Genomic DNA, 22,969 nt, shown 5'->3' with positions numbered 1-22,969 from the left:
ATGAGCTACGTGATTATTTTCATTTTGCTGTGGCCGTTCAAAATGCTGATGAAGCCTTTTCATCAGGGAAAAGGACGAAATCTGGTCATACAAACCGCCAAAATTGGTGACTTCGTCAATATTACGCCTTTACTAAAACACTTAAAAAAATCAGATGTTTTGCTCAGTAAAACGGTTATGCCTTTGGCTTCACATGATGCGACGATTGATTCTATTTATCTCATTGAAGATTATAAAAAATCTTTAGTCAGTAAAATTGGTCTCGCCTTTCACCTGCTTAACCGCTACGACAATGTTTATCTGCTACAACCTAACAGCGTTAATGCTTTCTATGCCGCCTTCTGTAACGCCAGGCATAAAGCTTTTCTGATTGCTTATACCCGCAAGTGGTATCACGGGATTTTTTATCAGACGGCAGACGTTGTTCGTTTACACCAGAAAACTAATTTCACGCTGGAAAGTTACCTGAAGCTGGCAGATCCCAGCCTCAGCGCAGACAGTTATACTAAACATGCCACCCTTCCTTTGTGGGTGCCTGAAAAAATCTTGCCGGAGCTGGCTGAAAACAAGCAGATCAAAATAGGTATCAGCATTTCGGCAGGCAATAAAGCGAAAACAATTCCAACGGCAGTGTGGATCAAAATCCTTAACGCCCTGAAGGATATTCCTTGTCAGTTTTATATTTTTGGCCCGGAGAATGAGCAGAAATACCTTGACCAGTTGCTGGGAAAACTCAGTCACCGCGAAAATATCACTAGCCTGATCGGTAAGCTAAAATTGCATGAAGTCCCTCATGCCATTTCTCAGATGGATATGTATATCGCCTCAGACTCCGGCAATGTATATATCGCTGATGCCATGAAGATACCGGTGGTCTGTTTAGCGGGGCCTTGTGACTTAGCCGAACAACATCCGACCTATGCGCCGCTCATCCTGACACCAGAAGATAAGCAACTCGCGCCTGAATCGTTCATTTTCTCAGCACCTTATCAATTCAGGCACAGCGCTGAAGAACTCTTTTCCCTCAGTGATGCACAACTGGAGAAAATACGTTCATTTGTTATAAGCAAAACAAGTCAGGTACAAAACTATGTCTGACCATGAATACCTGAGCTACCTCGAGCATAAAGAAGAACTCGTAAACCATTTAGAGGATTCAGCCTTCCCTGTGGTTCATATCGCATTCGGAATAAATAATGCGTATGCCCGTGGTATGGGGATCACTGTCTTTTCTGTTCTGAAAAACAATCCTGACTTAGCGTTTCATATTCATATATTTGGCAGTGCGCTCGATGACAAATCAAAAGATCGGCTGCTCGAGCTGGCAGTAAATCAACCGCTGGCCATAACCTGTTACGTATTCAAAGAGTCTGCGTTCACGGATTTGCCGCTGATGGGCCGCTACCCGCAGGCTATTTATTACCGTTTGTTTACTCCTTATATCCTTTCTGATGTCACCTCAAAATTACTCTATCTTGACGCGGACACATTATGTTTAGGCAGTTATAAGGAGCTGAACGAGATGGATATCAGCGCCTGTACACTGGCGGCTGTCAATGATACGCGGCGGGCCAGAAATAAACTTTGTTCACAGTTAAGCCTGACAAAGGGTAACTACTTTAACTCAGGATTTTTATACATCAACATCCCTCAGTGGATCGAAAAAAATACCACTGAGCGGATCATCCAGGCGCTTTCCCGTCAGGGAAATGAATTTAAATTCCCTGATCAGGATGCACTTAATATTGTCCTTGAACATGAAGTTTTGCTACTTCCTAAAAAGTACAATTTCGTGTGTGATATTATTTTAAATAAAGTAGGGAACAAAGTTGATATTCCTAAAGATACCATCCTGATTCATTACACAGGTAAATGTAAACCCTGGCATCTTTGGGGAATGGGAGAACTGGCTGATGTTTATGATCACTATTATGCTCAATCTCCATGGCAAGCAGTTCCACATGACGTGCCTGTTTCCTACAAAGAAATGAAACGTTATGCGCAAGCGCTCTGGTATAAGGGTCGCTACCTGACCAGTTTGTGCTGGATGTCCAAGTATATGAACAAGAAGATTTTCAGGAAAAATCCTTTATGATCAACGTGCTAATTGATAATATAAAGAAATCGTCTCTGGACGATAAACTGGCATCAGTATTTTTTTTATTTATTACTATCTCTATTTCTTTCTTTATGTATTCCGGTGAAATTACCCGTAATTTCTTTTATATCGTCACCTATATTTCAGTCATATACTTTATCTATATTACTCTACGGGTTGAAAAGAAAATTCACTTCTATCCTGTAGCCTGCATAATTCTGCTCCTGGGTATCAGCAAGTTACTTTGGGTTATGCTGACCGTCAACCATCAGTATCCGCTTATTGCATACCATTACCAAATCAGTGGCAAACGACTCATACTGGCATCATTCATCCTTTATGCCATTGAGCATAATATTCATAAATGGAAAATCCCCACACTGACAGTACGCACGGGCATTTCCATTATGACGCTTCTGTTTTTAATCATATCAGCAACGCGCATCGCTTATTATTTAAAAACAGGCGACCGTATTCAAATAAACTCTGATGCCCCGACATCCGGTGCCTATACATTCACGATTTTTTCCTTACTGGTCATGTACAGCCTGAAATATCATGCTTTAAAACATTACCGATTCATTTGCCTGATTGTAATGACCATGACATTTGCTGTACTTGCGGCCACCGAAACTCGTTCAGCAATGCTACTTTTTACGCTCATTAGTGCAGGCAGCGTCATTTACGACTTTGTCAAAAGTTCCCATACTTCTAAAATGATATACGGTTTTGGCATCACCGCTTTGATTATTGCCGCCGTTCTCTCAGGCCATCCTTATTACAATAAGGTACTCACCCGCCTCGACAACCTTCAGAACGAGGTCGCCTCATATCATGAAGGCAACCGCAATACTTCAGTCGGCGCGCGTTTCTCAATGTGGCGCGCCGGATTGAATGTTTTCGAACAACACCCGTTTGGTCAGTCTGCTGACAGCCGCAATGCACTGGCGACAACGTTCATCGATCAGCATGAAGGCGGCAATCCGGAAGCGTTACGTAATCTGCAGTTCCATCTGCATAATGACATTATCGATACCTTGTCATTACAGGGAATTTTCGGCGCATTGATTATGGTACTTTTCTTCGCTGTATTATTGCTCTATCCCTTCAGACTGATACCCAAAGGTTACGAATTTTTATTGCTGTCGGTTCCGGTAATTTACTTCAGTCAGGGCGATACCCAGTTTTATAATCGCGAATCACCGTATTTTATTGTGCTGGTCTTCGCCTATCTGTTGATGCTGAGAATGAGGACGCGGCCCTCTTTAGAAAAACAATGATTTTTCCGGGCTGTGAGCTCGCACCGGCCCGGTTGTTTGCCATCTTTATCAGTGGAAAATCTGTGATATGCCTTTAACAACGACATCGGACAACATTAAGCTCAGCGCGATTATTCCCCTGTATAACGCCGGGGAGATGTTCCGAAACTTTATGGATTCGCTCGTCGCCCAGACGCTGGAAAACCTCGAAGTCATCATCGTTAATGATGGCTCGACAGATGGTTCCGAGCGCGTTGCGCAAGAATACGCCAGCAAATACCCGCATATTCGCGTCATTCATCAGGCTAACGGCGGTGTTTCACGTGCGCGCAATGCTGGCCTGGATGTCGCCAAAGGTCAGTATGTCACTTTTCCGGATGCCGATGACATACTCTATCCGGACATGTATAAAACGCTGATTGAGCTGTGTGAACAAGATGATCTGGATGTCGCACAATGCAATGGTGAACGTTATTTTGTCAGCTCAGAAAAAGTTAAACCCATCATCCCCACCGATCGTTTAACGTCGACAGCCGTTCTGGATGGCCCGGACTGGCTTAAAATGGCGCTGGCAACAAACCGTTATTTGCACGTTGTATGGCTTGGAGTCTACCGTCTCCAGCTCATTAAAAAGCATAATCTGTATTTTGAACCGGGCCTGCATCATCAGGATATTCCCTGGACAACCGAATTAATGTTCAACGCACGCCGCGTGAAATATACCCAAAAGGTTCTTTATCGCTATTACATTCACGACCAGTCAATCAGTAACCAAAAAAGAACTGGAATGAAAAACGTTGAATATCAAAGGCATTATCTAAAAATAGCCAAAATGCTTGATGCGTTAAATGAGCGATATAAAGACCAGGTAAAGATCTATGCGGAGTTTCCAAGACAGGTCACCCGTGAAGCCCTGACGGTCTGCCATTCTGTCCGCCGTGAGCCTGATCAGGCCGCCCGGAAAGCCATGATCGACGATATTTACACCTCCGGCACACGCAAAATAATGCTGCGTAACGCGCGCGGACTTAAACAATGGTGGCAACTGTTATTGTGGCTGTATCGCCTCCATAACCTGCGTAAAAAACTCGGTTAATCTGTTTCAGAAAGAGACGATTCCATTATGTCTTTAAGTGGAATCTAACTATTTCTTAAATGAAGTTATTTATCTTTCTATATCAGGAGGATAAATAACTTCACACCATACGATTCTTCACCTAAAATCAATTCACTATATTCTACTATCAGATAATAGAATGCCTAATTCAGAAGCCAAATACGCAGCATTCAGACCCCAAAGAATTCTTCTGGTGAAACTCCGTCATCATGGAGATATGGTGCTGACCACGCCGGTGATAAACAGGCTACGTGAGCATTATCCCGATGCTGAAATTGATGTGCTTCTGTATAAAGAAACCCGCCCTATTCTTAGTGAACACCCGGCCCTTTCCTATATCCATGTGATTGATAGAACATGGAAAAAACAAGGTGTCCGCTATCAGTTACAGCAAGAATATCAGCTACTCAAAGCGGTACGCGAACGACATTATGACCTGGTGATTAATCTGGCCGATCAGTGGCGTAGCGCGCTGATTTCCCGCTTCAGCGGTGCGAAAGTTCGTTTAGGATTCGACTATAAAAAACGACGTTCTGCTTTCTGGCGGGCAGGTCATACACAATTAGTGACCACCGAAAATCACAGCCTCCTGCATACTGTCGAACAGAATATGTCGATTTTGTCCCCTCTTGGCATCTCCACCGATAATGCGGTGACATCAATGCATTATTCAGAAAGTGACAAGTCTTTCTGTCAGCAATTACTTCTGAAAAACCAGGTAAGCGGCGAATATATTGTGATTCAGCCGACGTCACGCTGGACGTTCAAATGCTGGGATGATGACAAATTCGCCAATGTGATTGATGGACTCGCTGAAACCGGCCTGACGATTGTAATGACCTCCGGTCCGGATAAGAAAGAGCTGAATATGGTGCGCAAAATTCAGGATCTCACCCACAATCCGCAGGTTATCTCTGTTGCCGGGCAGCTATCACTGACACAGCTTGCGGCAATGATTGATGGTGCAAAACTCTTTATCGGGGTGGATTCTGCGCCGATGCATATGGCTGCCGCGCTTAATACACCTTGTGTGGCCTTATTTGGCCCGACGAAAATGCAGCACTGGCGTCCATGGGGCAATAACAATACCACTATCTGGGCCGGGGACTACGCGCCGCTGCCCGCACCCGATTCTATCGATACAAAAACTCAACAACGTTATCTGCATGCAATCCCTGTCAGCGATGTGATTGATGCCGCCAGGAGTTACCTGCATGACTAATGCTGCCAGTGAGAAAAACATTCGTTTAGCAATTGTCAGACAAAAATATCGCCCTGATGGCGGCGCGGAACGTTTTATCTCACGCGCTCTTGAAGCACTGGATGATCAAAATATTGATCTGAATATTATTACCCGCCAGTGGGAAGGCAAACCCAATCCGAAATGGAAAATTCACCTGTGCAATCCGGCAAAATATGGCCGGGTTTCACGTGAGAAAGGTTTTGCCGCCGCAGCACAACAATGTTGGGAACGGGAACAGTTCGACATTGTGCAAAGCCACGAGCGCATTCCAGGTTGCGATATTTTCCGCGCGGGCGATGGTGCACACCGTGTCTGGCTGGAACAAAGGGCGCGCGTTATTTCACCTCTCCAGCGTTTTCTCACACAAATCAGTTCATATCACCGGTATGTACTGCAGGCTGAGGAAGCCATGTTCCACTCTCCGGCGTTGAAAAAAATCATCTGTAATTCTGAGATGGTAAAACGCGATATCATCCGCTGTTACGGGGTGGAGGAAAGTCGTTTTGAGGTGATCTATAACGCCATTGATTCCCAAAAATTCGTACCGGCGACCCTTGCACAACGGCTTGCTTCACGTGAAATGCTTGCCATTCCTGCGCAGGCCGTGGCACTGATTTACGTAGGTTCTGGTTTTGAACGCAAAGGGTTGAAGCCCGCCATTGAAGCAATTGCTTCCGGCGATCGTTACCTGATTATTGTCGGACAAGATAAAGACCAGAAAAAATACGCATCGCTGGCTCAGCAAACAGGCTGCGCCGACCGGATCCGCTTTGTCGGGGTACAAAACAATGTTCTGCCTTATTACCACGCAGCCGATGGCATGATCCTGCCGACATTATATGACCCGTTCCCGAACGTTATTCTTGAAGCCATGGCCTGCGGATTGCCCGTCATCACCAGTGAAACTTGTGGGGGGGCAGAATTTATCAGGCAGGGGCGCGAGGGCTTTGTTTGCGATGCACTGGATGTGGCAAGCCTAAGCGAATATGTGAATAAAATTCCTTCCCGTCAGGAAAATGACGAGATGGGAAATGCGGCAAGAGAACGGATTTTACCTTACACTCCGAAAAACCTTTCACAGCAGTTAGTTACGCTTTATCACTCGTTACTGGTCTGAGGACGCAGGCGCTGACATGATGAGTCGATCACACTTATCTGATACCATGTGCCCATCTATCCGCCGGGACTATTTTCGCTTTATGAAATTAACTTTCCCTTATGCAACGCCTGATAAAAGATGAATATTTTTTATAATATAATCATATACTTAATTCAGCCATTGATTTGGATCCGTTTACTTTTGCGCAGCCGCAAGTCCCCGGCCTATCGTAAACGCTGGGCTGAACGTTATGGCTTCTGCAAGGGAAAGGTTGTCTCCGGTGGCATCATGCTGCATTCCGTTTCCGTCGGAGAGACGCTGGCCGCGATCCCTTTAGTCCGCGCATTGCGTCATCGTTATCCTTCCTTGCCGATTACCGTCACCACCATGACACCGACTGGCTCAGAGCGCGTTCAGTCCGCTTTTGGTAAGGGGGTGCACCACGTTTATCTGCCTTATGATCTGACGGGTTCGGTAAATCGTTTCCTGGATGAGGTGAACCCAAAGCTTGTCATCATCATGGAAACCGAGCTTTGGCCGAACCTTATCAGCGCACTGCATCGTCGCCAGATCCCGCTGGTGATAGCCAATGCCCGCCTCTCTGACCGCTCGGCAAAGGGATATCAGAAGCTAGGCAAATTCATTCGTACCATTTTGCAACGCATCACCCTGATCGCGGCGCAGAATCAGGAAGATGGTGAACGCTTTCTGTCCTTAGGGTTAAAACGCAACCAGCTTGCGGTGACGGGTAGCCTGAAATTCGACATCTCGGTTACGCCGGAACTGGCAGCAAAAGCCATTGCACTGCGCAGCCAATGGGCGTCACGCCGTCAGGTGTGGATCGCCACCAGCACGCATGAAGGGGAAGAAACCTTGCTGCTGGAAGCGCACAAAGAATTACTGAAAGCACATCCGACCTTGCTGCTTATTTTGGTTCCACGCCATCCTGAACGTTTTCCGGTTGCTTGTGAGCTGACGCGCAAAGCCGGTCTTTCTTTAATCCAGCGTAGCTCAGGTGAAGTCCCTTCATCAGCCACCCAGGTGGTGATCGGCGATACGATGGGTGAATTAATGTTGCTGTATGGCATTGCTGATCTGGCTTTTGTCGGCGGCAGCCTGGTCGATCGCGGAGGCCATAATCCGCTGGAGGCGGCAGCCCATGCCATTCCGGTACTCATGGGGCCGCATACCTTCAATTTCAAAGATATCTGCGCCAAGCTGGCCCAGGACGACGGTCTGATCACAGTCACTGATACCGCATCACTGGTGAAAGAAATTTCTACACTGCTGACCGATGAAGATTATCGCTTGTATTACGGTCGCCACGCCGTTGAAGTTCTGCATCAAAATCAGGGAGCCTTACAGCGCCTGCTGCATTTACTGGAGCCTTATCTGCCTGTCCGGAGTCATTAATGACTGATAAAAAACGTTTATCCGTCGTACTGATTGCCCGTAATGAAGGGGATTTATTGCCGGCATGCCTTGAGTCAGTGACCTGGGCAGATGAAATAATTCTGCTCGATTCCGGCAGCAACGATGCGACACAGGATATTGCCCGCAGCTTCGGCGCCAAAGTATTCCTTAACACTGACTGGCCGGGGTTTGGCAAACAGCGACAGCTGGCGCAAAGCCATGCCACAGGCGACTATATTTTGATGATAGATGCCGACGAGCGTGTATCCTCTCCGTTGCGTCAGTCGATTGAAAATGTGCTGAATTGCCCGCAGGAAAATACCGTTTACAGCCTCGGACGCAGTAACCTGTTCCTCGGGAAATTCATGCGTCACAGTGGCTGGTATCCTGATCGTGTCAACCGTTTGTATCCTTCAACGTTCAGCTATAACGACGATCGGGTACATGAATCACTGAACACAGGGAATGCCACTGTCGTTCCGTTGCAAGGCGACCTGTTGCACCTCACCTGTCGCGACCTTTTCAGTTTCCAGCGAAAACAACTCAGCTATGCGCAGGCATGGGCAGAGCAACGCTATCAGCAAGGCCGCCGTTGCAGCTTCTTCTCGATTATTTCCCATACGCTGGGCGCATTCGTCAAAACCTGGATCCTGCGGGCCGGTTTTCTGGACGGAAAGCAGGGGTTGATCCTGGCGGGCGTCAATGCACAATATACATTCAATAAATATGCCGCCCTGTGGGCGCTCAGCCACCAACTGCAAAAGTGAGCCGTTATGAGCACTAAGGCAATTTATCCCGGTACTTTCGACCCGATGACCAACGGGCATCTCGATATCGTCACCCGTGCGGCGCAGATGTTCGACCATGTCATTCTTGCAATTGCAGCCAGCCCAAGCAAAAAACCGATGTTCACGCTGGATGAACGCGTGGCGCTGGCAACTCAGGTTACATCCCATCTGGATAACGTTGATGTCATTGGTTTCAGCGATTTGATGGCAAATTTTGCCAGAGCTCAGGGCGCAAACGTGCTGGTACGCGGATTACGTGCGGTGTCTGATTTTGAATATGAGATGCAACTGGCGAACATGAACCGGCATTTGCTGCCCACGCTGGAAAGCGTGTTCATGATGCCGTCAAAAGAATGGTCGTTTATTTCTTCATCTCTGGTCAAAGAAGTCGCCCGCCACGGTGGAGATATTGCGCCTTTCCTGCCGCAAATCATCACACAGGCACTGATGGAAAAAATCAGCGCCTGAATCAGGTATTAACGCTGGCAGCGCGGGCAGAAAAATGTGGTGCGCTGCGCCTGTTTCTTACTTTCAATGGGCATACCGCATGCCCGGCATGGCTCGCCCGCTCTTCCATATACCTGCAATTCCTGTGCGAAATATCCCGGTTTCCCATCCGACTGGAGAAAGTCCTTCAGCGTCGTCCCGCCTTGTTCAATAGAGCGCAACAATACCGCTTTGATGGTTCTGACCAGCAACTCTGCCTCATCACGTTTGAGTGAATGTGCAGGCCGGTCAGGGGAAATTCCCGCGACAAACAAAGATTCACTGGCATAGATATTTCCTACGCCAACCACGAGTTTATTATCCATCAGCCAGGGCTTAATGGGGGATTTCTTCGTGCGGGATTTCTCACACAAGTAATCCGCCGTGAAATCTTCGCTTAGCGGCTCCGGCCCCAGATGGGCTAAAACATTGCTGGCAGTCAGATCCGAAGACCATAACCAGGCACCAAAACGGCGCGGATCGGTATAACGCAGCACATGGCCGGTATCCATCACCAGATCAACGTGGTCATGTTTGCCTGCTTCGGTTTCTTCCGGCAATACCCGCAAACTCCCTGACATACCCAGATGAATAATGATCCACCCGGTTTGCAGCTCAACCAGCAGATATTTTGCCCGACGCTGCACACTCAGAACCGGCTGATCGCTTAATGCTAAGATTTCCGCCGAGACAGGCCAGCGCAGGCGCGGATTACGCACGATGGCATGCAGTATTGTGTGGCCTTTAAGATAGGGTTCAATCCCTCTGCGGCTGGTTTCAACCTCAGGTAATTCCGGCATAATTTTCCCTTGAGCAAAAATCGTGTTCAGAGTTTGTCGCAGACACTGACATCAGGCAAATAAAAGTCGCAATGAAAAGAAATCATGAAATTCAGGCAATAAAAAACCCGGCCGGAGCCGGGTTTTAGCAATCCACTAAAATTATTTAATTTTAGCTTCTTTGTAGATCACGTGTTGACGGACAACTGGATCGAATTTCTTCAGTTCCAATTTTTCCGGCTTAGTACGCTTGTTCTTCGTAGTGGTATAGAAGTGACCAGTACCAGCAGAAGAAACCAGCTTGATCTTCTCGCGAACACCTTTAGCCATGATGCAGTTCCTTAATACTTCTCACCGCGGGCACGCAGATCGGCCAAGACCGTCTCAATACCCTTCTTATCAATAACACGCATACCTTTAGCAGATACACGCAGAGTTACAAAGCGCTTCTCAGCCTCAACCCAAAAACGGTGGGAGTGCAGGTTCGGCAGAAAACGGCGTTTGGTCGCGTTCATTGCGTGGGAACGGTTGTTACCGCTCACCGGGCGCTTGCCAGTAACTTGGCAGACTCGGGACATGTCTATTCTCCAAAAATCAAATCAGCTCGAGCTTCGTATAGGGTATGGCCGCCTCGTCAGGCTTTTAGAGCCCATCTCAGCAAACTCCACTGAGAACCGACTCACTGTCGTCGGGTAAAAAACCAATTCATCAGGTCAGAAACCTGCTGAGATAGGCTCTTAACGCCAAACCCAAGATTCTCAAAGGTGGCGTAGTATACGCTCTGTAGCGTAAGTGCTCAAGTCCCGAACAGCTAAAGATCCCTAAGGATCTTCAAAAAACGACGCTAAATCCAGCCGCGTTCGGCAAAAGATACCGTTTCTCCGTGGCCTACAACCAAATGGTCAAGGACGCGAATTTCCAGCAGCTGGCACGCACGAATAATCTGTTCAGTCACTTTTCTATCCATCAGGCTGGGCTCAGCCCGACCAGATGGGTGATTATGCGCCAGAATTAGGGCTGCCGCATTAACCTTCATCGCACCACGAACAATTTCGCGGGGATACACTTCTACGTGCCCAATAGTACCAGCAAACATCTCCTCATGGCGAATAACGCGATGCTGGTTGTCGAGAAAAAGTACCAGAAACACCTCTCTTTCCCGAAAAACGAGTAAATTCTGCAAATATTCGCGGATGACTGCGGGGCTGAGCATCGCATTTTCAGCACTCAGATGGCGCAAGTAGGCGCGGCGGGATAATTCGGATACGGCTACCAGCTGTGAAAACTTGGCCACTCCCATTCCTTTTGTGCGTGCCATGGTGTCAAAATCGGCCTTCAGTAATTTAGGTAATGAACCAAATTCATCCAGCAGATTTTTTGCCAGCTCCATGACATGCAATCCCTTGCATCCCGTGCGCAAATAGATCGCCAGCAACTCCTGATCCGTCAGCTCTTTCGCTCCCTGTTGCAATAATTTTTCGCGTGGTGGCATCTCTCCCGGCCACGGGTCTTGCTGTTTCGTCATCCTGACTCCTTTTCGCGGCGATTGTGGCACAACATTCTCCCCGTCATGAGGTCCGGTGCGTCAGCTTGCGAGATGTTACGCAGAATTTTTATTCCTTAACTTTCGTAGTATCGCCAATAGCTGTCATCATTCCCCGTTATGCTAAAATGTCGCTTCTTTCAGCTTTCAACTAATCGGACAATGATGATGACGGGACTTTCCGGCAAACATATTGTGCTCGGTATCAGCGGTGGTATCGCTGCCTATAAAGCACCAGAACTGGTACGTCGCTTACGTGAAAGAGGCGCTGAAGTCCGCGTCGTCATGACAGAAGCGGCGAAATCTTTCGTGACGCCGCTGAGCCTGCAGGCGGTTTCCGGCTATCCGGTTTCTGACGACCTGCTTGATCCGGCGGCCGAAGCGGCAATGGGACATATCGAGTTAGGGAAATGGGCAGATTTAGTCATTATTGCCCCCGCCACTGCGGATTTGCTGGCTCGAATGAATGCCGGCCTGGCAAATGATCTGCTGACAACGGTATGTCTGGCGACAGCGGCACCGGTCGCAGTCCTGCCTGCGATGAACCAGCAAATGTATCGTGCGGCCGTCACACAAGAAAACCTGCAAAGCCTGGCAGCACGGGGCACATTGATGTGGGGTCCGGACAGCGGCAGTCAGGCCTGCGGTGATGTGGGGCCTGGACGTATGCTGGATCCGCTGGTGATTGTTGATATGGCGAATACGCATTTTTCTTCACGCAACGATCTGGCGCACCTGAACATTATGGTGACCGCAGGCCCGACCCGCGAGCCTCTGGACCCTGTCCGCTTCATCAGCAATCACAGCTCCGGCAAAATGGGTTTTGCGATTGCCAGAGCCGCCGCTGAACGGGGTGCCAAAGTGACACTTATCGCCGGGCCGGTAACACAACCGACGCCCGCGAATGTCCGCCGTGTTGATGTGGAAAGTGCGCTGGAAATGCAACAAGCCGTGCAGCTTTCGGCGGCATCTCAGCATATTTTCATTTCCTGCGCGGCCGTGGCAGATTATCGCGCAGAGCGTATTGCTGATGAGAAGATCAAAAAGCAAGGCGATGAAATCACGGTAAAAATGATTAAAAACCCTGATATCGTTGCCGGTGTTGCAGCGATGAAAGAGAACCGACCTTACGTCGTGGGGTTTGCCGCTGAAACCCAGAATGTGGAAGAATACGCGCGGCAAAAAAGGATCCGTAAGAATCTGGACCTGATTTGCGCCAACGATGTTTCACGTGCCGGGCAAGGTTTCAACAGCGATTCCAATGCTTTGCATCTTTTTTGGCAGGACGGGGATAAAATCTTACCGCTCAGCGATAAGTCCCTGCTTGGTCAACGATTATTAGAAGAGATTGTCAGCCGTTATGATGAAAAAAATCGACATTAAAATTCTCGACCCGCGCATCGGTTCGACTTTCCCTTTACCGGCTTACGCGACACCCGGGTCTGCGGGTCTGGATTTGCGCGCCTGTCTGGATGCTTCAGTAGAGCTGAAACCGGGTGAAACCACACTGCTGCCAACCGGTCTGGCTATTCACATTGGTGATGCTAATCTGGCGGCGGTTATTTTACCTCGCTCCGGCCTGGGGCATAAGCACGGTGTCGTTTTGGGTAACCTTGTCGGTCTTATCGACTCTGATTATCAGGGCCAGCTGATGGTGTCGGTGTGGAACCGCGGTCAGACAACATTTGTTATCGAACCAGGCGAGCGTATTGCTCAGATGGTGTTTGTGCCTGTCGTTCAGGCTGAATTCAATCTGGTGGAAGATTTTGACGCCAGTGAACGCGGCGAAGGTGGTTTTGGCCATTCAGGTCGCCAATAAGAACCTGTTCAGCACCGCTGATTTTGACGCGATATTGAACAGATCCTTATCACTATCAGACCGTAACAACACATAGGGAACGAAATAAGCCGCAGGATCACAGTGATTCATGCGGCAGTTGTGCGGTTTCTCCATGATTTTAGCCGTTTTTTAGCAAGGGTCTATTCAGACATGGCAGAGAAAGAAACGACAAAAAGGAACAGGCGCGAAGAGATTTTGCAGGCCCTGGCGCAAATGCTTCAGTCCAGCGATGGCAGCCAGAGGATCACGACTGCAAAACTCGCCGCCAGTGTAGGTGTTTCAGAAGCAGCGCTTTACCGTCATTTTCCCAGTAAAACACGCATGTTTGACAGCTTAATCGAGTTTATCGAAGACAGTCTGATCACCCGTATCAACCTCATTCTGCAGGATGAGAAAGATACGTTAAACAGAATACGTCTGATTTTGCTGCTGATTTTGGGCTTCGCCGAACGTAATCCGGGACTGACCCGAATTATGACCGGTCATGCCCTGATGTTTGAACAAGATCGCCTGCAAGGCCGCATCAATCAGCTTTTTGAGCGAATTGAAGCGCAACTGCGTCAGGTGCTTCGGGAAAAGAAAATGCGTGAAGGCAGCGGATTCATCAGCGATGAAACTCTGCTCGCCAGCCAGTTACTGGCATTTTGCGAAGGGATGCTGTCGCGTTTTGTACGCTCTGAGTTTAAGTACAAACCGACGCAGGATTTCGATACCCGCTGGCCACTGATCTCTGCTCAGTTGCAATAAAACCTGCCCGGCAGAGGCAAACATCAATATCAAAAAGGGCCGAAAGGCCCTTTTGTTTTACTCATAGGATAGTGACTACATTAAACGCCATATTCCTGCTGGTAAGCCCGGACAGCCGCCAGATGATCAGCCATTTCCGCTTTCTCTTCCAGGTACTCAATCAGGTCAGCCAGCGTAATAATTGAAATTACTTTGCAATGGTAATCACGCTCAACTTCCTGAATAGCAGAGATATCCGCACGTCCGCGTTCCTGACGATCAAGAGAAATCAATACGCCTGCCAGAGTGGCTTTGTTCGCACTGATGATTTCCATTGATTCACGGATAGCGGTACCGGCAGTAATCACATCGTCGACCAGCATGACACGGCCCTGTAACGGGCTGCCGACCAGCAAGCCACCTTCACCATGATCTTTGGCTTCTTTGCGGTTAAAGCAATATGGCACATCGCGCTCATGATGCTCAGCCAGAGCAACGGCAGTGGTCGTCGCGATGGGAATACCTTTATAAGCCGGACCAAACACTAAATCGAAATCAATATTGGAATCCATCAATGCTTCGGCATAAAAACGTCCCAGTAACGCCAGATCACGGCCAGTATTAAATAAACCGGCATTGAAGAAGTAAGGACTGATGCGCCCGGACTTCAGGGTAAATTCGCCGAATTTCAAAACCTGTTTGTTCAGTGCGAACTCAATAAACTGGCGCTGATAGGCTTTCATTGATGGTCTCCTCGATAACGTCTTGTTTCTCATTGTCAGCCCGCAGGCCATAAAAAAGGCGACTTCTCAGTCGCCTTAAAAAATTATTCCGCCAGCGCCGCTTTCTGCGCCTGGAAGATAGTGTCGATGCCCTCTCGTGCAAGAGCAAGTAAGCCGAGTAACTCTTCGTGGCTGAACGGCTCACCTTCTGCGGTGCCCTGCACCTCAATCATGCGGCCATCTTCCATCATCACGACATTCATATCGGTTTCTGCCGCTGAGTCTTCAACATATTCGAGATCACACAGTGCTTCGCCTTTCACGATACCGACAGAAACTGCAGCAACCATACCCTTCATCGGGTTCGCTTTCAGTTTACCGGCAGCTACCAGCGCATTCAGCGCATCGGCCAGCGCAACACAAGCACCGGAAATGGACGCAGTGCGCGTGCCACCATCCGCCTGTAACACATCACAATCGAGCGTAATGGTGAATTCACCCAGCTTTTTCAGATCGACAGCTGCGCGCAGGGAACGGGCAATCAAACGCTGGATTTCCAGAGTACGGCCGCCCTGCTTGCCTTTTGCGGCTTCACGGGCATTACGGGTGTGGGTAGAACGTGGCAACATGCCATACTCTGCGGTGATCCAACCTTGTCCCTGACCTTTCAGAAAACGCGGAACACCTTCCTCCACCGTCGCGGTACACAGCACTTTGGTATCACCAAACTCCACCAGCACGGAACCTTCAGCGTGTTTAGTGTAATGGCGGGTCAGTGTTACGGGGCGCACTTGTTGTGCATTTCGGCCTGCTGGACGCATGGATACTTCTCCGGGTCGCGAATCATGTTTGGCTGCGCATTATACGGACTTCGCGAGGTAATGCCTATCATGACCCGCTCGCGGGGGCTATAATCGCTTCATCTTTACATTAACAGGTACGCATACATGATCCGTAGTATGACCGCTTATGCCCGACGCGAAATTAAGGGTGACTGGGGCAGCGCAGCGTGGGAACTCCGCTCCGTAAACCAACGTTATCTCGAAACCTACATCCGTCTGCCCGAGCAATTCCGCAGCCTGGAGCCGGTTGTCCGTGAGCGTATTCGCGCCCGGCTGACCCGTGGTAAAGTCGAATGTAATTTGCGTTTTGATCTCGACCCTGGCGCACAAAGCACGTTACAGCTTAATGAAAAGCTGGCGAAACAGCTGGTTGAAGCGGCGCAATGGGTGAAAATGCAAAGTGATGAAGGCGAAATTAATCCGCTGGAAGTCCTGCGCTGGCCGGGCGTTATGCTGGCCGAAGAACAGGATCTGGACGCTATAAGCACCGAACTGCTGCTGGCGCTGGAAACCGCACTGGATGATTTCATCAGCGCGCGCGAAAGCGAAGGTGCAGCACTGAAAACGATGATCGAACAGCGTCTCGACGGCGTGAGCGCAGAAGTGGTGAAAGTCCGCGCCCAGATGCCAAATATTCTGCAATGGCAGCGCGAGCGTCTGGTCAGCAAACTGGAAGATGCACAGGTCCAGCTGGAAAATACCCGTCTGGAACAGGAACTGGTTCTGATGGCACAGCGTATCGATGTGGCTGAAGAGCTGGACCGGCTGGAAGCGCACGTCAAAGAAACACACAAAATCATGAAGAAAGAAGAAGCCGTGGGCCGCCGTCTTGATTTCATGATGCAGGAATTTAACCGCGAATCAAACACGCTGGCGTCTAAATCCATCAATGCCGATGTCACAACGTCAGCTATCGAGCTGAAAGTGTTGATCGAACAAATGCGCGAGCAGATTCAGAATATCGAGTAAATCCTCTGCCCTGCTTAATAAAAAACGCCTCAGGTCATTAAAGTCCGAGGCGTTTTTTTATGCGTCAGCGAAAAAGGAAATTAGTCTTCCCAGCGTTTCAGCAGTACGCAGGCGTTCACGCCACCGAAACCGAAGCCGTTTGACAGCGCGTACGTAATATCATGTTTCTGCGCGATATTACCTACAATATTCAACCCCGCAGCCGCTTCGTCTTTGTTTTCCAGATTCAGCGTCGGAGGAACAATTTGGTCGCGTACGGCCAGAATGGTGAAAATGGTTTCCAGCCCGCCAGCCGCTCCCAACAGATGTCCGGTTGCAGATTTGGTAGACGTGACAGCCAGTTTACCGTCAGTGCCGAACAGGGTTTTAATCGCATTGATTTCACCCAGATCGCCCACCGGCGTAGAAGTTGCGTGAGCATTCAGATGCTGCACGTCTGAAGGCTGAATACCTGCCTGGCGCAGCGCGATTTTCATCGCGCGGCCCGCACCGTTGCCATCTTCCGCACCGGACGTCATGTGGTAGGCGTCACCGCTGGTACCGTAACCGACAATCTCAGCCAGAATTCTGGCGCCACGTGCTTTCGCATGCTCCAGTTCTTCAATCACCAGCATGCCCGCGCCTTCGCCCATAACAAAGCCATCACGTGCGCTGTCGAACGGACGGGAAGCTTTTTCCGGATGATCTTCATGGCCGGTAGACATGGCTTTCGCCGCCGCAAAACCGCCCAGGCTCACAGTATCGATAGCCGCTTCCGCGCCGCCACACAGTGCAACATCGGCTTCGTCATTGCGAATCAAACGCACCGCATCACCAATCGCCTGAACACCTGCCGCACAAGCCGTTACCGGCGCGCCAATCGGGCCTTTAAACTGATGTTTAATGGAAACCTGACCAGACGCCAGATTCACCAGGAACGACGGTATCGTGAAAGGCGACAAACGCTTAGCGCCACGGCTGTCGTTGGTACGCACGGCATGGGCAATCGCCGGGAAGCCACCGATACCCGAACCGATGACGGTTGCAGTACGTTCCTGTTGTTCCGGTGTTTCGGCTTTCCAGCCCGCGTCAGCAACGGCCATATCGGCAGCAGCCATAGCAAACAGGATGAAACGGTCCATTTTTTTCTGGTCTTTTGGTACCACGAACTGATCCGGATCGAAACCAGACTCAGGATCCTGTTCTTTAGTTTGTACCTGACCACCAATTTTCACGGTCAGTGTTTCTACAATTTCTTCCGGCAAAACACGGATACCAGACTGACCGGCCAGCAGACGCTTCCAGATAGTTTCGATATCACAGCCCAGAGGACTCACAGCCCCCATGCCGGTAATAACCACTCGACGATGAGTCATAAACATTCCTCTCTGTCTGTATAAGACGTAAGTTTCCGCAGGCGATATATGAACCGGCCAGAAACGGGTTTCTTGATAATAACGGCTGACAGTATGTGACGAATTACGTTTTTGTAAACCCGTAACCCAAAATTTTGTTGCGTCTACTTTGCCAGACTTCGCAGGACCAGGCTGGTGATCGCCTGAACACGCTCTTCCAATTGTTCAGGTGTTTTTTGTTCCAGCAATAACGGATGCGAAAATGGCGTTGTCACCGTGGTGATCGCCATACAAACCTCATCCAGTGGCGTTTTACGCTCAAACTCACCGGACTCCCGGCCATCGGTAACCACTTTTTCAACAATGCTGTAAATCATAGCACGATGATTTAATGTCGATTTCCATTGCTGAGCCGACGCTGTTGCAGCCAGATCATGCAATTTCCTGTCCTGGAAGAAGAGATCCAGACTACGCGTCAGCAGCGTTTTAAAAATAGATCTTAGGCGCAGGGTCGCACTTTGGTTACTTTGCGCAATAACCATGAGTGCCTCATCTATCTGACCCACCCGCTGCGAGCAAATAGCTTCGCCAATGGCCTGTTTCGATTCAAAAAATTTATAAATGTAAGCGCTTGAAACACCGATAGATTTGGCAAGATCAGCCACTGATGTTTTGGCATAACCATAAAGACGAAAGAGCTCAAAGGCCGCATTTATAATTTGTTCACGACGTTCATGCTCGGCAGGTCCACGCTGTGTTAACGCAACCGGAATATCGGGCTTCATACACTCCTCCGGAGCAGATTTAACAATTAAGCAATGCGTCAATGAGTGACGATTTTAATTAATCGTAACCTATAAAAGGAGAAAATTCACTGCTGAGAAGAAATCGGGGGCATGGATAAATGTTAAAGCAGGGTCAAAACAGGCAAGCAATCCCTGTTTTTCTAATCTAAAATAACCCGACATTCTTCTTTATCCTTTTACTCTGGCGGATTGAAAGGCTATTCACATTAGATTTAATAATCCTAAAACCAATGCAAAAGAAAAATTCAGTCGAGCATCAATGAGGAACTCATTACTCTACGCGGCTACTGTTTTCCCATTTACTGATTTGTCTGGCGAACATCCATGTTACTCACCGTTCTTTATATTATTGGGATCACCGCAGAAGCCATGACCGGTGCCCTGGCTGCCGGACGTCGGAAAATGGACTCCTTTGGTGTCATTATTATTGCGGCAGCGACGGCCATTGGTGGCGGCTCTGTCCGCGACATGCTGTTAGGCCATTATCCATTGGGATGGGTGAAGCATCCGGAGTACATCGTGATTGTGGCTGTTGCAGCGCTCATGACCACCTGGCTGGCTCCTCTCATGCAACATCTGAGAAAGCTTTTTTTAGTGCTTGATGCCCTGGGGCTGGTGGTATTTTCCATTATCGGGACACAGGTGGCCCTCGATATGGGACATGGCGCTATCATTGCTTCCGTTTGTGCAGTCATTACCGGTGTTTTTGGCGGTGTGCTGCGGGACATGATGTGCAATCAGATCCCGCTGGTGTTTCAGAAAGAAATTTATGCCGGCGTGTCGTTTGCTTCCGCCTGGGTTTATATCGGGCTGCAATATTTCTCATTGCCCCACAATCTGGTCGTTATCATTACACTGCTGATCGGCTTTACCGCACGTCTTATCGCCCTGCGTTTTCGCCTTGGATTGCCTGTCTTTAATTACCCGCATTCGGACCATTAATGCGCCGCCGTGTAGCCCGCTAGCGGAATGCAGGCAATTGCGCCTGCTTCAAAGCATTGGCCAAAACCTCAACGTCCGGATGATGTATAAAGTCAAAAACCTGAGCGGCCCGTTTGGCCCCGATCCCCTCAGTCATCTCCCAGTCGTGAGAGGTCAGCTGTGTCAACCTGTTCCAGCTTTGCTGCTGTTCTGCAAATCCCAGTGCAAAAGAAGGAAATCCTATTGCTGACAGCCAGCGCCGGAAGCCTTTTCCGCGCGCAAGATGAATCTGCGCCATCAGTTTTTGCGCCTGTTTAATACTGATACCCGGAACAGCATCCAGTTCTTTTTCATTAAGACTTAACCAACTGATGAGAGAACCCCCCGGGGAAGCATCCAATAACTTTTGCCATGTGGCCCCGCCAAACCCTGCCATATCCAACGCTTCCGGCCCGCTGAGCCAGATCAGGCGTGAGAGAAATTGTTGTATGCAGTCCGGTTCAGGTGTAAAGCAGGAAAGTGCGTTATAGCGCGTTGGATCAGGCAAAGGCATCTCCGTACGCTCATTTACCCGCCATGTCACTTCATCAAGTCGTGGGATCCCCTGTCCGGCCAGCGCGATTGCGACCTGATCACCGGGAAGAACATCCCATTGCCGGAACCGGCTGACCGATCCCAAACTCACCTTACTGACTAACTTATCGTCCAGCCGCAGGGGTTTCAGGTTGAGGATAACGGTGACTTTCCCGTTTCGTCCTGTCGTGGTGCTGATGCCCGTGACATCGGTGAGCTGTCTGGCGGGCGGATATTTCCAGGCGACCGCCCAGATTGCAGGCTTACTTTGCCAATATTTCCCCGCAGGTTCTTCTTGCTGACGAACGACCACGCCATCCGTCGCAAAAGGCAGGGGTTGGTGAAACCAGTCTTCACGCCATTTTTCGACGTCTTCGACAGAGCTCACCGCCAGCGTGAACTGAGCCACAACCGGAAAACCGAACTGTCTGAGTTTCTCCAGGTGATCAGCCATAAGCACCGGACCGTCCGGCCATGACCAGATAAAAATACCCGTTTGCTTCAGCAGGTCAGAAGCAGAGGTACGCATCATTGCACCTGCGACTTTTGATCTTGCATTCATCCCGCCATCAACATTTTGATGATGACCGTTCATCTTCAGATAAAGCTCGCCCTGCAATACCAACTCAGGGCTCATGTCCGGAATGTTGAGCGGGATCGCCGGAATTGACGCAGCTTTTGCCGTCCAGTTTTGCCCTTTCTCGCCATCGCCGCGACTTACCAGTGCGGCCAGTTTCCCGTAACGGTAAATCAGCGATACTGCAACGCCATCGATTTTGGGCTGTACCCACAGATTCTTTCGTCCCTGCATCCAGTTTGCGACCGCGTGTTTATCTTTCATTTTATGCAGGCCGGTATGGGCCACCGGATGCACATATTCTGCATCATCACTGGCTGGCATTGTCAGCTCAGGTACCGGTTGGCTGGCGCACTGCAACCAGAATTGTTGTTTTTGACGCAAATGATCATAGACCGAATCTTCAATCGGGCTGCTGCCAGACTGATGATAGGCGGCATCCCATTGGGTCAACTGAGCGGTGAGGTGACGGGTTTCCTGTGTCAGACGTTCTGATGGCCAGCCGGGACATTCCGGCGACAGCGTATCCTGACCTGAAGCAGAGAAAACAAAAGTGAGCAGGCAGATAAGATAAATAAACTGGCGCATTAGCACCTCCTTGTGGAGACCAGTAAACGCCGGTGTGATTTTTCCTGCCAGTGGCATAACCCCTTATTGCGAGATGCCTTCCTGATTATTTCATCTGTTGCTGCAACGAAAAAAAAATGTGGAATGCAGCACGTAAATCTCTCAGGAAAGGCTATTTTCTGCGGCAAAGTTGCGATGAAATACGTCTGGACGCTGCACCGAATGCGGCGAGCGTGTATACTGTGCGGGAGATCACTCTTCGCATACTTCCTATCAACCCATTCAGTTGAAACGTCATTATGGTTCAAGGCACGCTGTATATTGTCTCCGCCCCGAGTGGAGCAGGTAAATCAAGTCTGATTCAGGCTTTACTTAAAACACAACCGCTCTACGACACACAGGTTTCTATTTCTCATACCACCCGTGCTATACGTCCGGGCGAGAAACATGGCGAGCATTACTTCTTTGTCGACAAAGAAGCGTTTCGCGAGATGATTGAACGTGATGCCTTTTTAGAACATGCAGAAGTTTTCGGTAATTATTACGGGACGTCGCGTGAAACCATCGAGCAGGTTTTAGCGTCGGGTGTGGATGTTTTTCTGGATATCGACTGGCAGGGCGCGCAGCAAATCCGGAAAAAAATGCCGCAGGCACGCAGTATTTTTGTCTTGCCGCCATCGAAAGATGAGCTAGACCGACGCTTGCGTGGCCGCGGGCAAGACAGCGAGGAAGTTATCGCAAAACGTATGGCACAAGCCGTGGCTGAAATGACCCACTTTGCCGAATACGACTATTTAATTGTCAATGATGATTTTGATCTGGCTTTATCGGATTTAAAAACCATTATTCGCGCTGAACGTCTGCGTCTGAGCCGTCAGCGGCTCCGTCATGACGGATTAATCACCAAACTATTGGCAGACTGAAGACACTTTCAGTATTATGCCCAGTCTTTCGTCACCCTGTGGAGTAGCACATATATGGCACGCGTAACTGTTCAAGACGCTGTTGAAAAAATTGGTAACCGTTTTGACCTGGTGTTGGTGGCTGCACGTCGCGCACGCCAGCTGCAATCTGGTGGTAAAGATCCACTGGTTGCTGAAGAAAACGATAAATTCACTGTCATTGCCCTGCGCGAAATCGAAGAAGGCCTGATCACCAATCAGATCCTCGACGTTCGTGACCGTCAGGAGCAACAAGAGCAGGAAGCCGCAGAGATTCAGGCAGTGACTGCCATCGCTGAAGGCCGTCGTTAATTAACGAAACGGAT

General features: G+C 49.2%; 25 protein-coding genes. 16 read left to right on the top strand and 9 right to left on the bottom strand.

What is annotated here, in order from left to right; translation table 11 throughout:
• The 9 genes from ACOZIO_RS22730 to coaD all read left to right on the top strand — a co-directional run bounded on the left by ACOZIO_RS22730 (position 1) and on the right by coaD (position 9,485).
• The gene (locus ACOZIO_RS22730; RefSeq protein WP_129955279.1) at positions 1–1,098 is read left to right on the top strand and encodes a glycosyltransferase family 9 protein; all 1,098 of its coding nucleotides are present in this window, start codon (positions 1–3) and stop codon (positions 1,096–1,098) included.
• Entirely contained in the window at positions 1,091–2,095 is a 1,005-nt protein-coding gene (locus ACOZIO_RS22725; RefSeq protein ID WP_421595743.1) for a glycosyltransferase family 8 protein, read from the top strand. Before ACOZIO_RS22730 ends, ACOZIO_RS22725 begins: the two co-directional genes overlap by 8 nt.
• The gene (locus ACOZIO_RS22720; protein ID WP_129955277.1) at positions 2,092–3,378 is read left to right on the top strand and encodes an O-antigen ligase family protein; all 1,287 of its coding nucleotides are present in this window, start codon (positions 2,092–2,094) and stop codon (positions 3,376–3,378) included. Before ACOZIO_RS22725 ends, ACOZIO_RS22720 begins: the two co-directional genes overlap by 4 nt.
• A gap of 67 nt (positions 3,379–3,445) precedes the next feature.
• Positions 3,446–4,453, top strand: a complete 1,008-nt coding sequence (locus tag ACOZIO_RS22715; RefSeq protein WP_421595741.1) for a glycosyltransferase — start codon at positions 3,446–3,448, stop codon at positions 4,451–4,453.
• A 160-nt stretch (positions 4,454–4,613) separates the two neighbouring features.
• The gene (gene rfaQ, locus ACOZIO_RS22710) at positions 4,614–5,696 is read left to right on the top strand and encodes a putative lipopolysaccharide heptosyltransferase III (protein WP_129955275.1); all 1,083 of its coding nucleotides are present in this window, start codon (positions 4,614–4,616) and stop codon (positions 5,694–5,696) included.
• Positions 5,689–6,834: a glycosyltransferase family 4 protein gene (locus tag ACOZIO_RS22705; protein WP_129955274.1), complete on the top strand. Its 1,146-nt coding sequence runs from the start codon at positions 5,689–5,691 to the stop codon at positions 6,832–6,834. The genes rfaQ and ACOZIO_RS22705 overlap by 8 nt, the downstream gene beginning before the upstream one ends.
• 120 nt (positions 6,835–6,954) lie before the next feature.
• Positions 6,955–8,229 (top strand): lipid IV(A) 3-deoxy-D-manno-octulosonic acid transferase, encoded by a 1,275-nt coding sequence (gene waaA, locus ACOZIO_RS22700; RefSeq protein ID WP_421595740.1) that lies wholly within the window; start codon positions 6,955–6,957, stop codon positions 8,227–8,229.
• A complete protein-coding gene (locus tag ACOZIO_RS22695; protein ID WP_421595739.1) occupies positions 8,229–8,996 on the top strand; it encodes a glycosyltransferase family 2 protein in 768 nt (255 codons plus the stop codon). The genes waaA and ACOZIO_RS22695 overlap by 1 nt, the downstream gene beginning before the upstream one ends.
• A 6-nt stretch (positions 8,997–9,002) precedes the next feature.
• Positions 9,003–9,485, top strand: coding sequence for a pantetheine-phosphate adenylyltransferase (coaD, locus tag ACOZIO_RS22690; RefSeq protein WP_129955271.1), 483 nt, complete (start codon positions 9,003–9,005; stop codon positions 9,483–9,485).
• A gap of 8 nt (positions 9,486–9,493) precedes the next feature.
• Here the strand turns inward: coaD and mutM are convergent, their stop codons facing one another.
• The 4 genes from mutM to radC form a co-directional block, all read right to left on the bottom strand.
• Positions 9,494–10,303: a bifunctional DNA-formamidopyrimidine glycosylase/DNA-(apurinic or apyrimidinic site) lyase gene (gene mutM, locus ACOZIO_RS22685; RefSeq protein WP_217137674.1), complete on the bottom strand. Its 810-nt coding sequence runs from the start codon at positions 10,301–10,303 to the stop codon at positions 9,494–9,496.
• A gap of 141 nt (positions 10,304–10,444) precedes the next feature.
• Positions 10,445–10,612 carry a 50S ribosomal protein L33 gene (gene rpmG, locus ACOZIO_RS22680; RefSeq protein ID WP_004392084.1) on the bottom strand — a complete coding sequence of 56 codons (168 nt, stop codon included), beginning with the start codon at positions 10,610–10,612 and terminating at the stop codon, positions 10,445–10,447.
• 11 nt (positions 10,613–10,623) lie between these two features.
• Positions 10,624–10,860: a 50S ribosomal protein L28 gene (gene rpmB / locus ACOZIO_RS22675; protein ID WP_004931195.1), complete on the bottom strand. Its 237-nt coding sequence runs from the start codon at positions 10,858–10,860 to the stop codon at positions 10,624–10,626.
• Positions 10,861–11,126: 266 nt separating this feature from the next.
• Entirely contained in the window at positions 11,127–11,807 is a 681-nt protein-coding gene (gene radC / locus ACOZIO_RS22670) for a RadC family protein (protein ID WP_129992192.1), read from the bottom strand.
• 183 nt (positions 11,808–11,990) lie between these two features.
• Here radC and coaBC point away from each other — a divergent pair, with 183 nt between their 5' ends.
• The 3 genes from coaBC to slmA all read left to right on the top strand — a co-directional run bounded on the left by coaBC (position 11,991) and on the right by slmA (position 14,412).
• Positions 11,991–13,208 (top strand): bifunctional phosphopantothenoylcysteine decarboxylase/phosphopantothenate--cysteine ligase CoaBC, encoded by a 1,218-nt coding sequence (gene coaBC / locus ACOZIO_RS22665; RefSeq protein WP_217157268.1) that lies wholly within the window; start codon positions 11,991–11,993, stop codon positions 13,206–13,208.
• The gene (gene dut / locus ACOZIO_RS22660) at positions 13,186–13,644 is read left to right on the top strand and encodes a dUTP diphosphatase (protein ID WP_013577627.1); all 459 of its coding nucleotides are present in this window, start codon (positions 13,186–13,188) and stop codon (positions 13,642–13,644) included. The genes coaBC and dut overlap by 23 nt, the downstream gene beginning before the upstream one ends.
• A gap of 171 nt (positions 13,645–13,815) precedes the next feature.
• The gene (gene slmA / locus ACOZIO_RS22655) at positions 13,816–14,412 is read left to right on the top strand and encodes a nucleoid occlusion factor SlmA (RefSeq protein WP_013577628.1); all 597 of its coding nucleotides are present in this window, start codon (positions 13,816–13,818) and stop codon (positions 14,410–14,412) included.
• Positions 14,413–14,492: 80 nt separating this feature from the next.
• Here the strand turns inward: slmA and pyrE are convergent, their stop codons facing one another.
• Together pyrE and rph are read right to left on the bottom strand one after the other, a co-directional pair.
• The gene (pyrE, locus tag ACOZIO_RS22650; protein ID WP_129955268.1) at positions 14,493–15,134 is read right to left on the bottom strand and encodes an orotate phosphoribosyltransferase; all 642 of its coding nucleotides are present in this window, start codon (positions 15,132–15,134) and stop codon (positions 14,493–14,495) included.
• Between the two features lie 83 nt (positions 15,135–15,217).
• A complete protein-coding gene (rph, locus tag ACOZIO_RS22645; protein ID WP_129992194.1) occupies positions 15,218–15,934 on the bottom strand; it encodes a ribonuclease PH in 717 nt (238 codons plus the stop codon).
• A 126-nt stretch (positions 15,935–16,060) separates the two neighbouring features.
• Between rph and ACOZIO_RS22640 the strand changes: the two genes are divergently transcribed.
• Complete coding sequence (locus tag ACOZIO_RS22640) at positions 16,061–16,924, top strand: YicC/YloC family endoribonuclease (protein WP_015699232.1); 864 nt, start codon at positions 16,061–16,063, stop codon at positions 16,922–16,924.
• Between the two features lie 80 nt (positions 16,925–17,004).
• Here the strand turns inward: ACOZIO_RS22640 and fabF are convergent, their stop codons facing one another.
• Positions 17,005–18,279 (bottom strand): beta-ketoacyl-ACP synthase II, encoded by a 1,275-nt coding sequence (fabF, locus tag ACOZIO_RS22635; protein ID WP_129955266.1) that lies wholly within the window; start codon positions 18,277–18,279, stop codon positions 17,005–17,007.
• Between the two features lie 143 nt (positions 18,280–18,422).
• Positions 18,423–19,043, bottom strand: a complete 621-nt coding sequence (locus ACOZIO_RS22630) for a TetR/AcrR family transcriptional regulator (RefSeq protein WP_129955265.1) — start codon at positions 19,041–19,043, stop codon at positions 18,423–18,425.
• 345 nt (positions 19,044–19,388) lie between these two features.
• On the opposite strand from ACOZIO_RS22630, the gene ACOZIO_RS22625 reads away from it, so the two are divergent.
• Entirely contained in the window at positions 19,389–20,006 is a 618-nt protein-coding gene (locus tag ACOZIO_RS22625) for a trimeric intracellular cation channel family protein (protein ID WP_129955264.1), read from the top strand.
• A gap of 19 nt (positions 20,007–20,025) precedes the next feature.
• Here ACOZIO_RS22625 and ligB read toward each other — a convergent pair whose 3' ends face one another.
• Entirely contained in the window at positions 20,026–21,723 is a 1,698-nt protein-coding gene (ligB, locus tag ACOZIO_RS22620; RefSeq protein WP_129992195.1) for an NAD-dependent DNA ligase LigB, read from the bottom strand.
• Positions 21,724–22,001: 278 nt separating this feature from the next.
• Here ligB and gmk point away from each other — a divergent pair, with 278 nt between their 5' ends.
• A complete protein-coding gene (gmk, locus tag ACOZIO_RS22615) occupies positions 22,002–22,625 on the top strand; it encodes a guanylate kinase (protein ID WP_129955262.1) in 624 nt (207 codons plus the stop codon).
• A 54-nt stretch (positions 22,626–22,679) separates the two neighbouring features.
• Positions 22,680–22,955, top strand: a complete 276-nt coding sequence (gene rpoZ, locus ACOZIO_RS22610; RefSeq protein WP_015699238.1) for a DNA-directed RNA polymerase subunit omega — start codon at positions 22,680–22,682, stop codon at positions 22,953–22,955.
• Positions 22,956–22,969 lie beyond the last annotated feature (14 nt).

Origin of the sequence: Rahnella sp. PD4 (assembly GCF_049199325.1) — a bacterium.
Lineage (GTDB): Bacteria > Pseudomonadota > Gammaproteobacteria > Enterobacterales > Enterobacteriaceae > Rahnella > Rahnella perminowiae.
The sequence above is the reverse complement of the archived record's forward strand: the minus strand, read 5'-3'. Positions and strand labels throughout refer to the sequence as shown.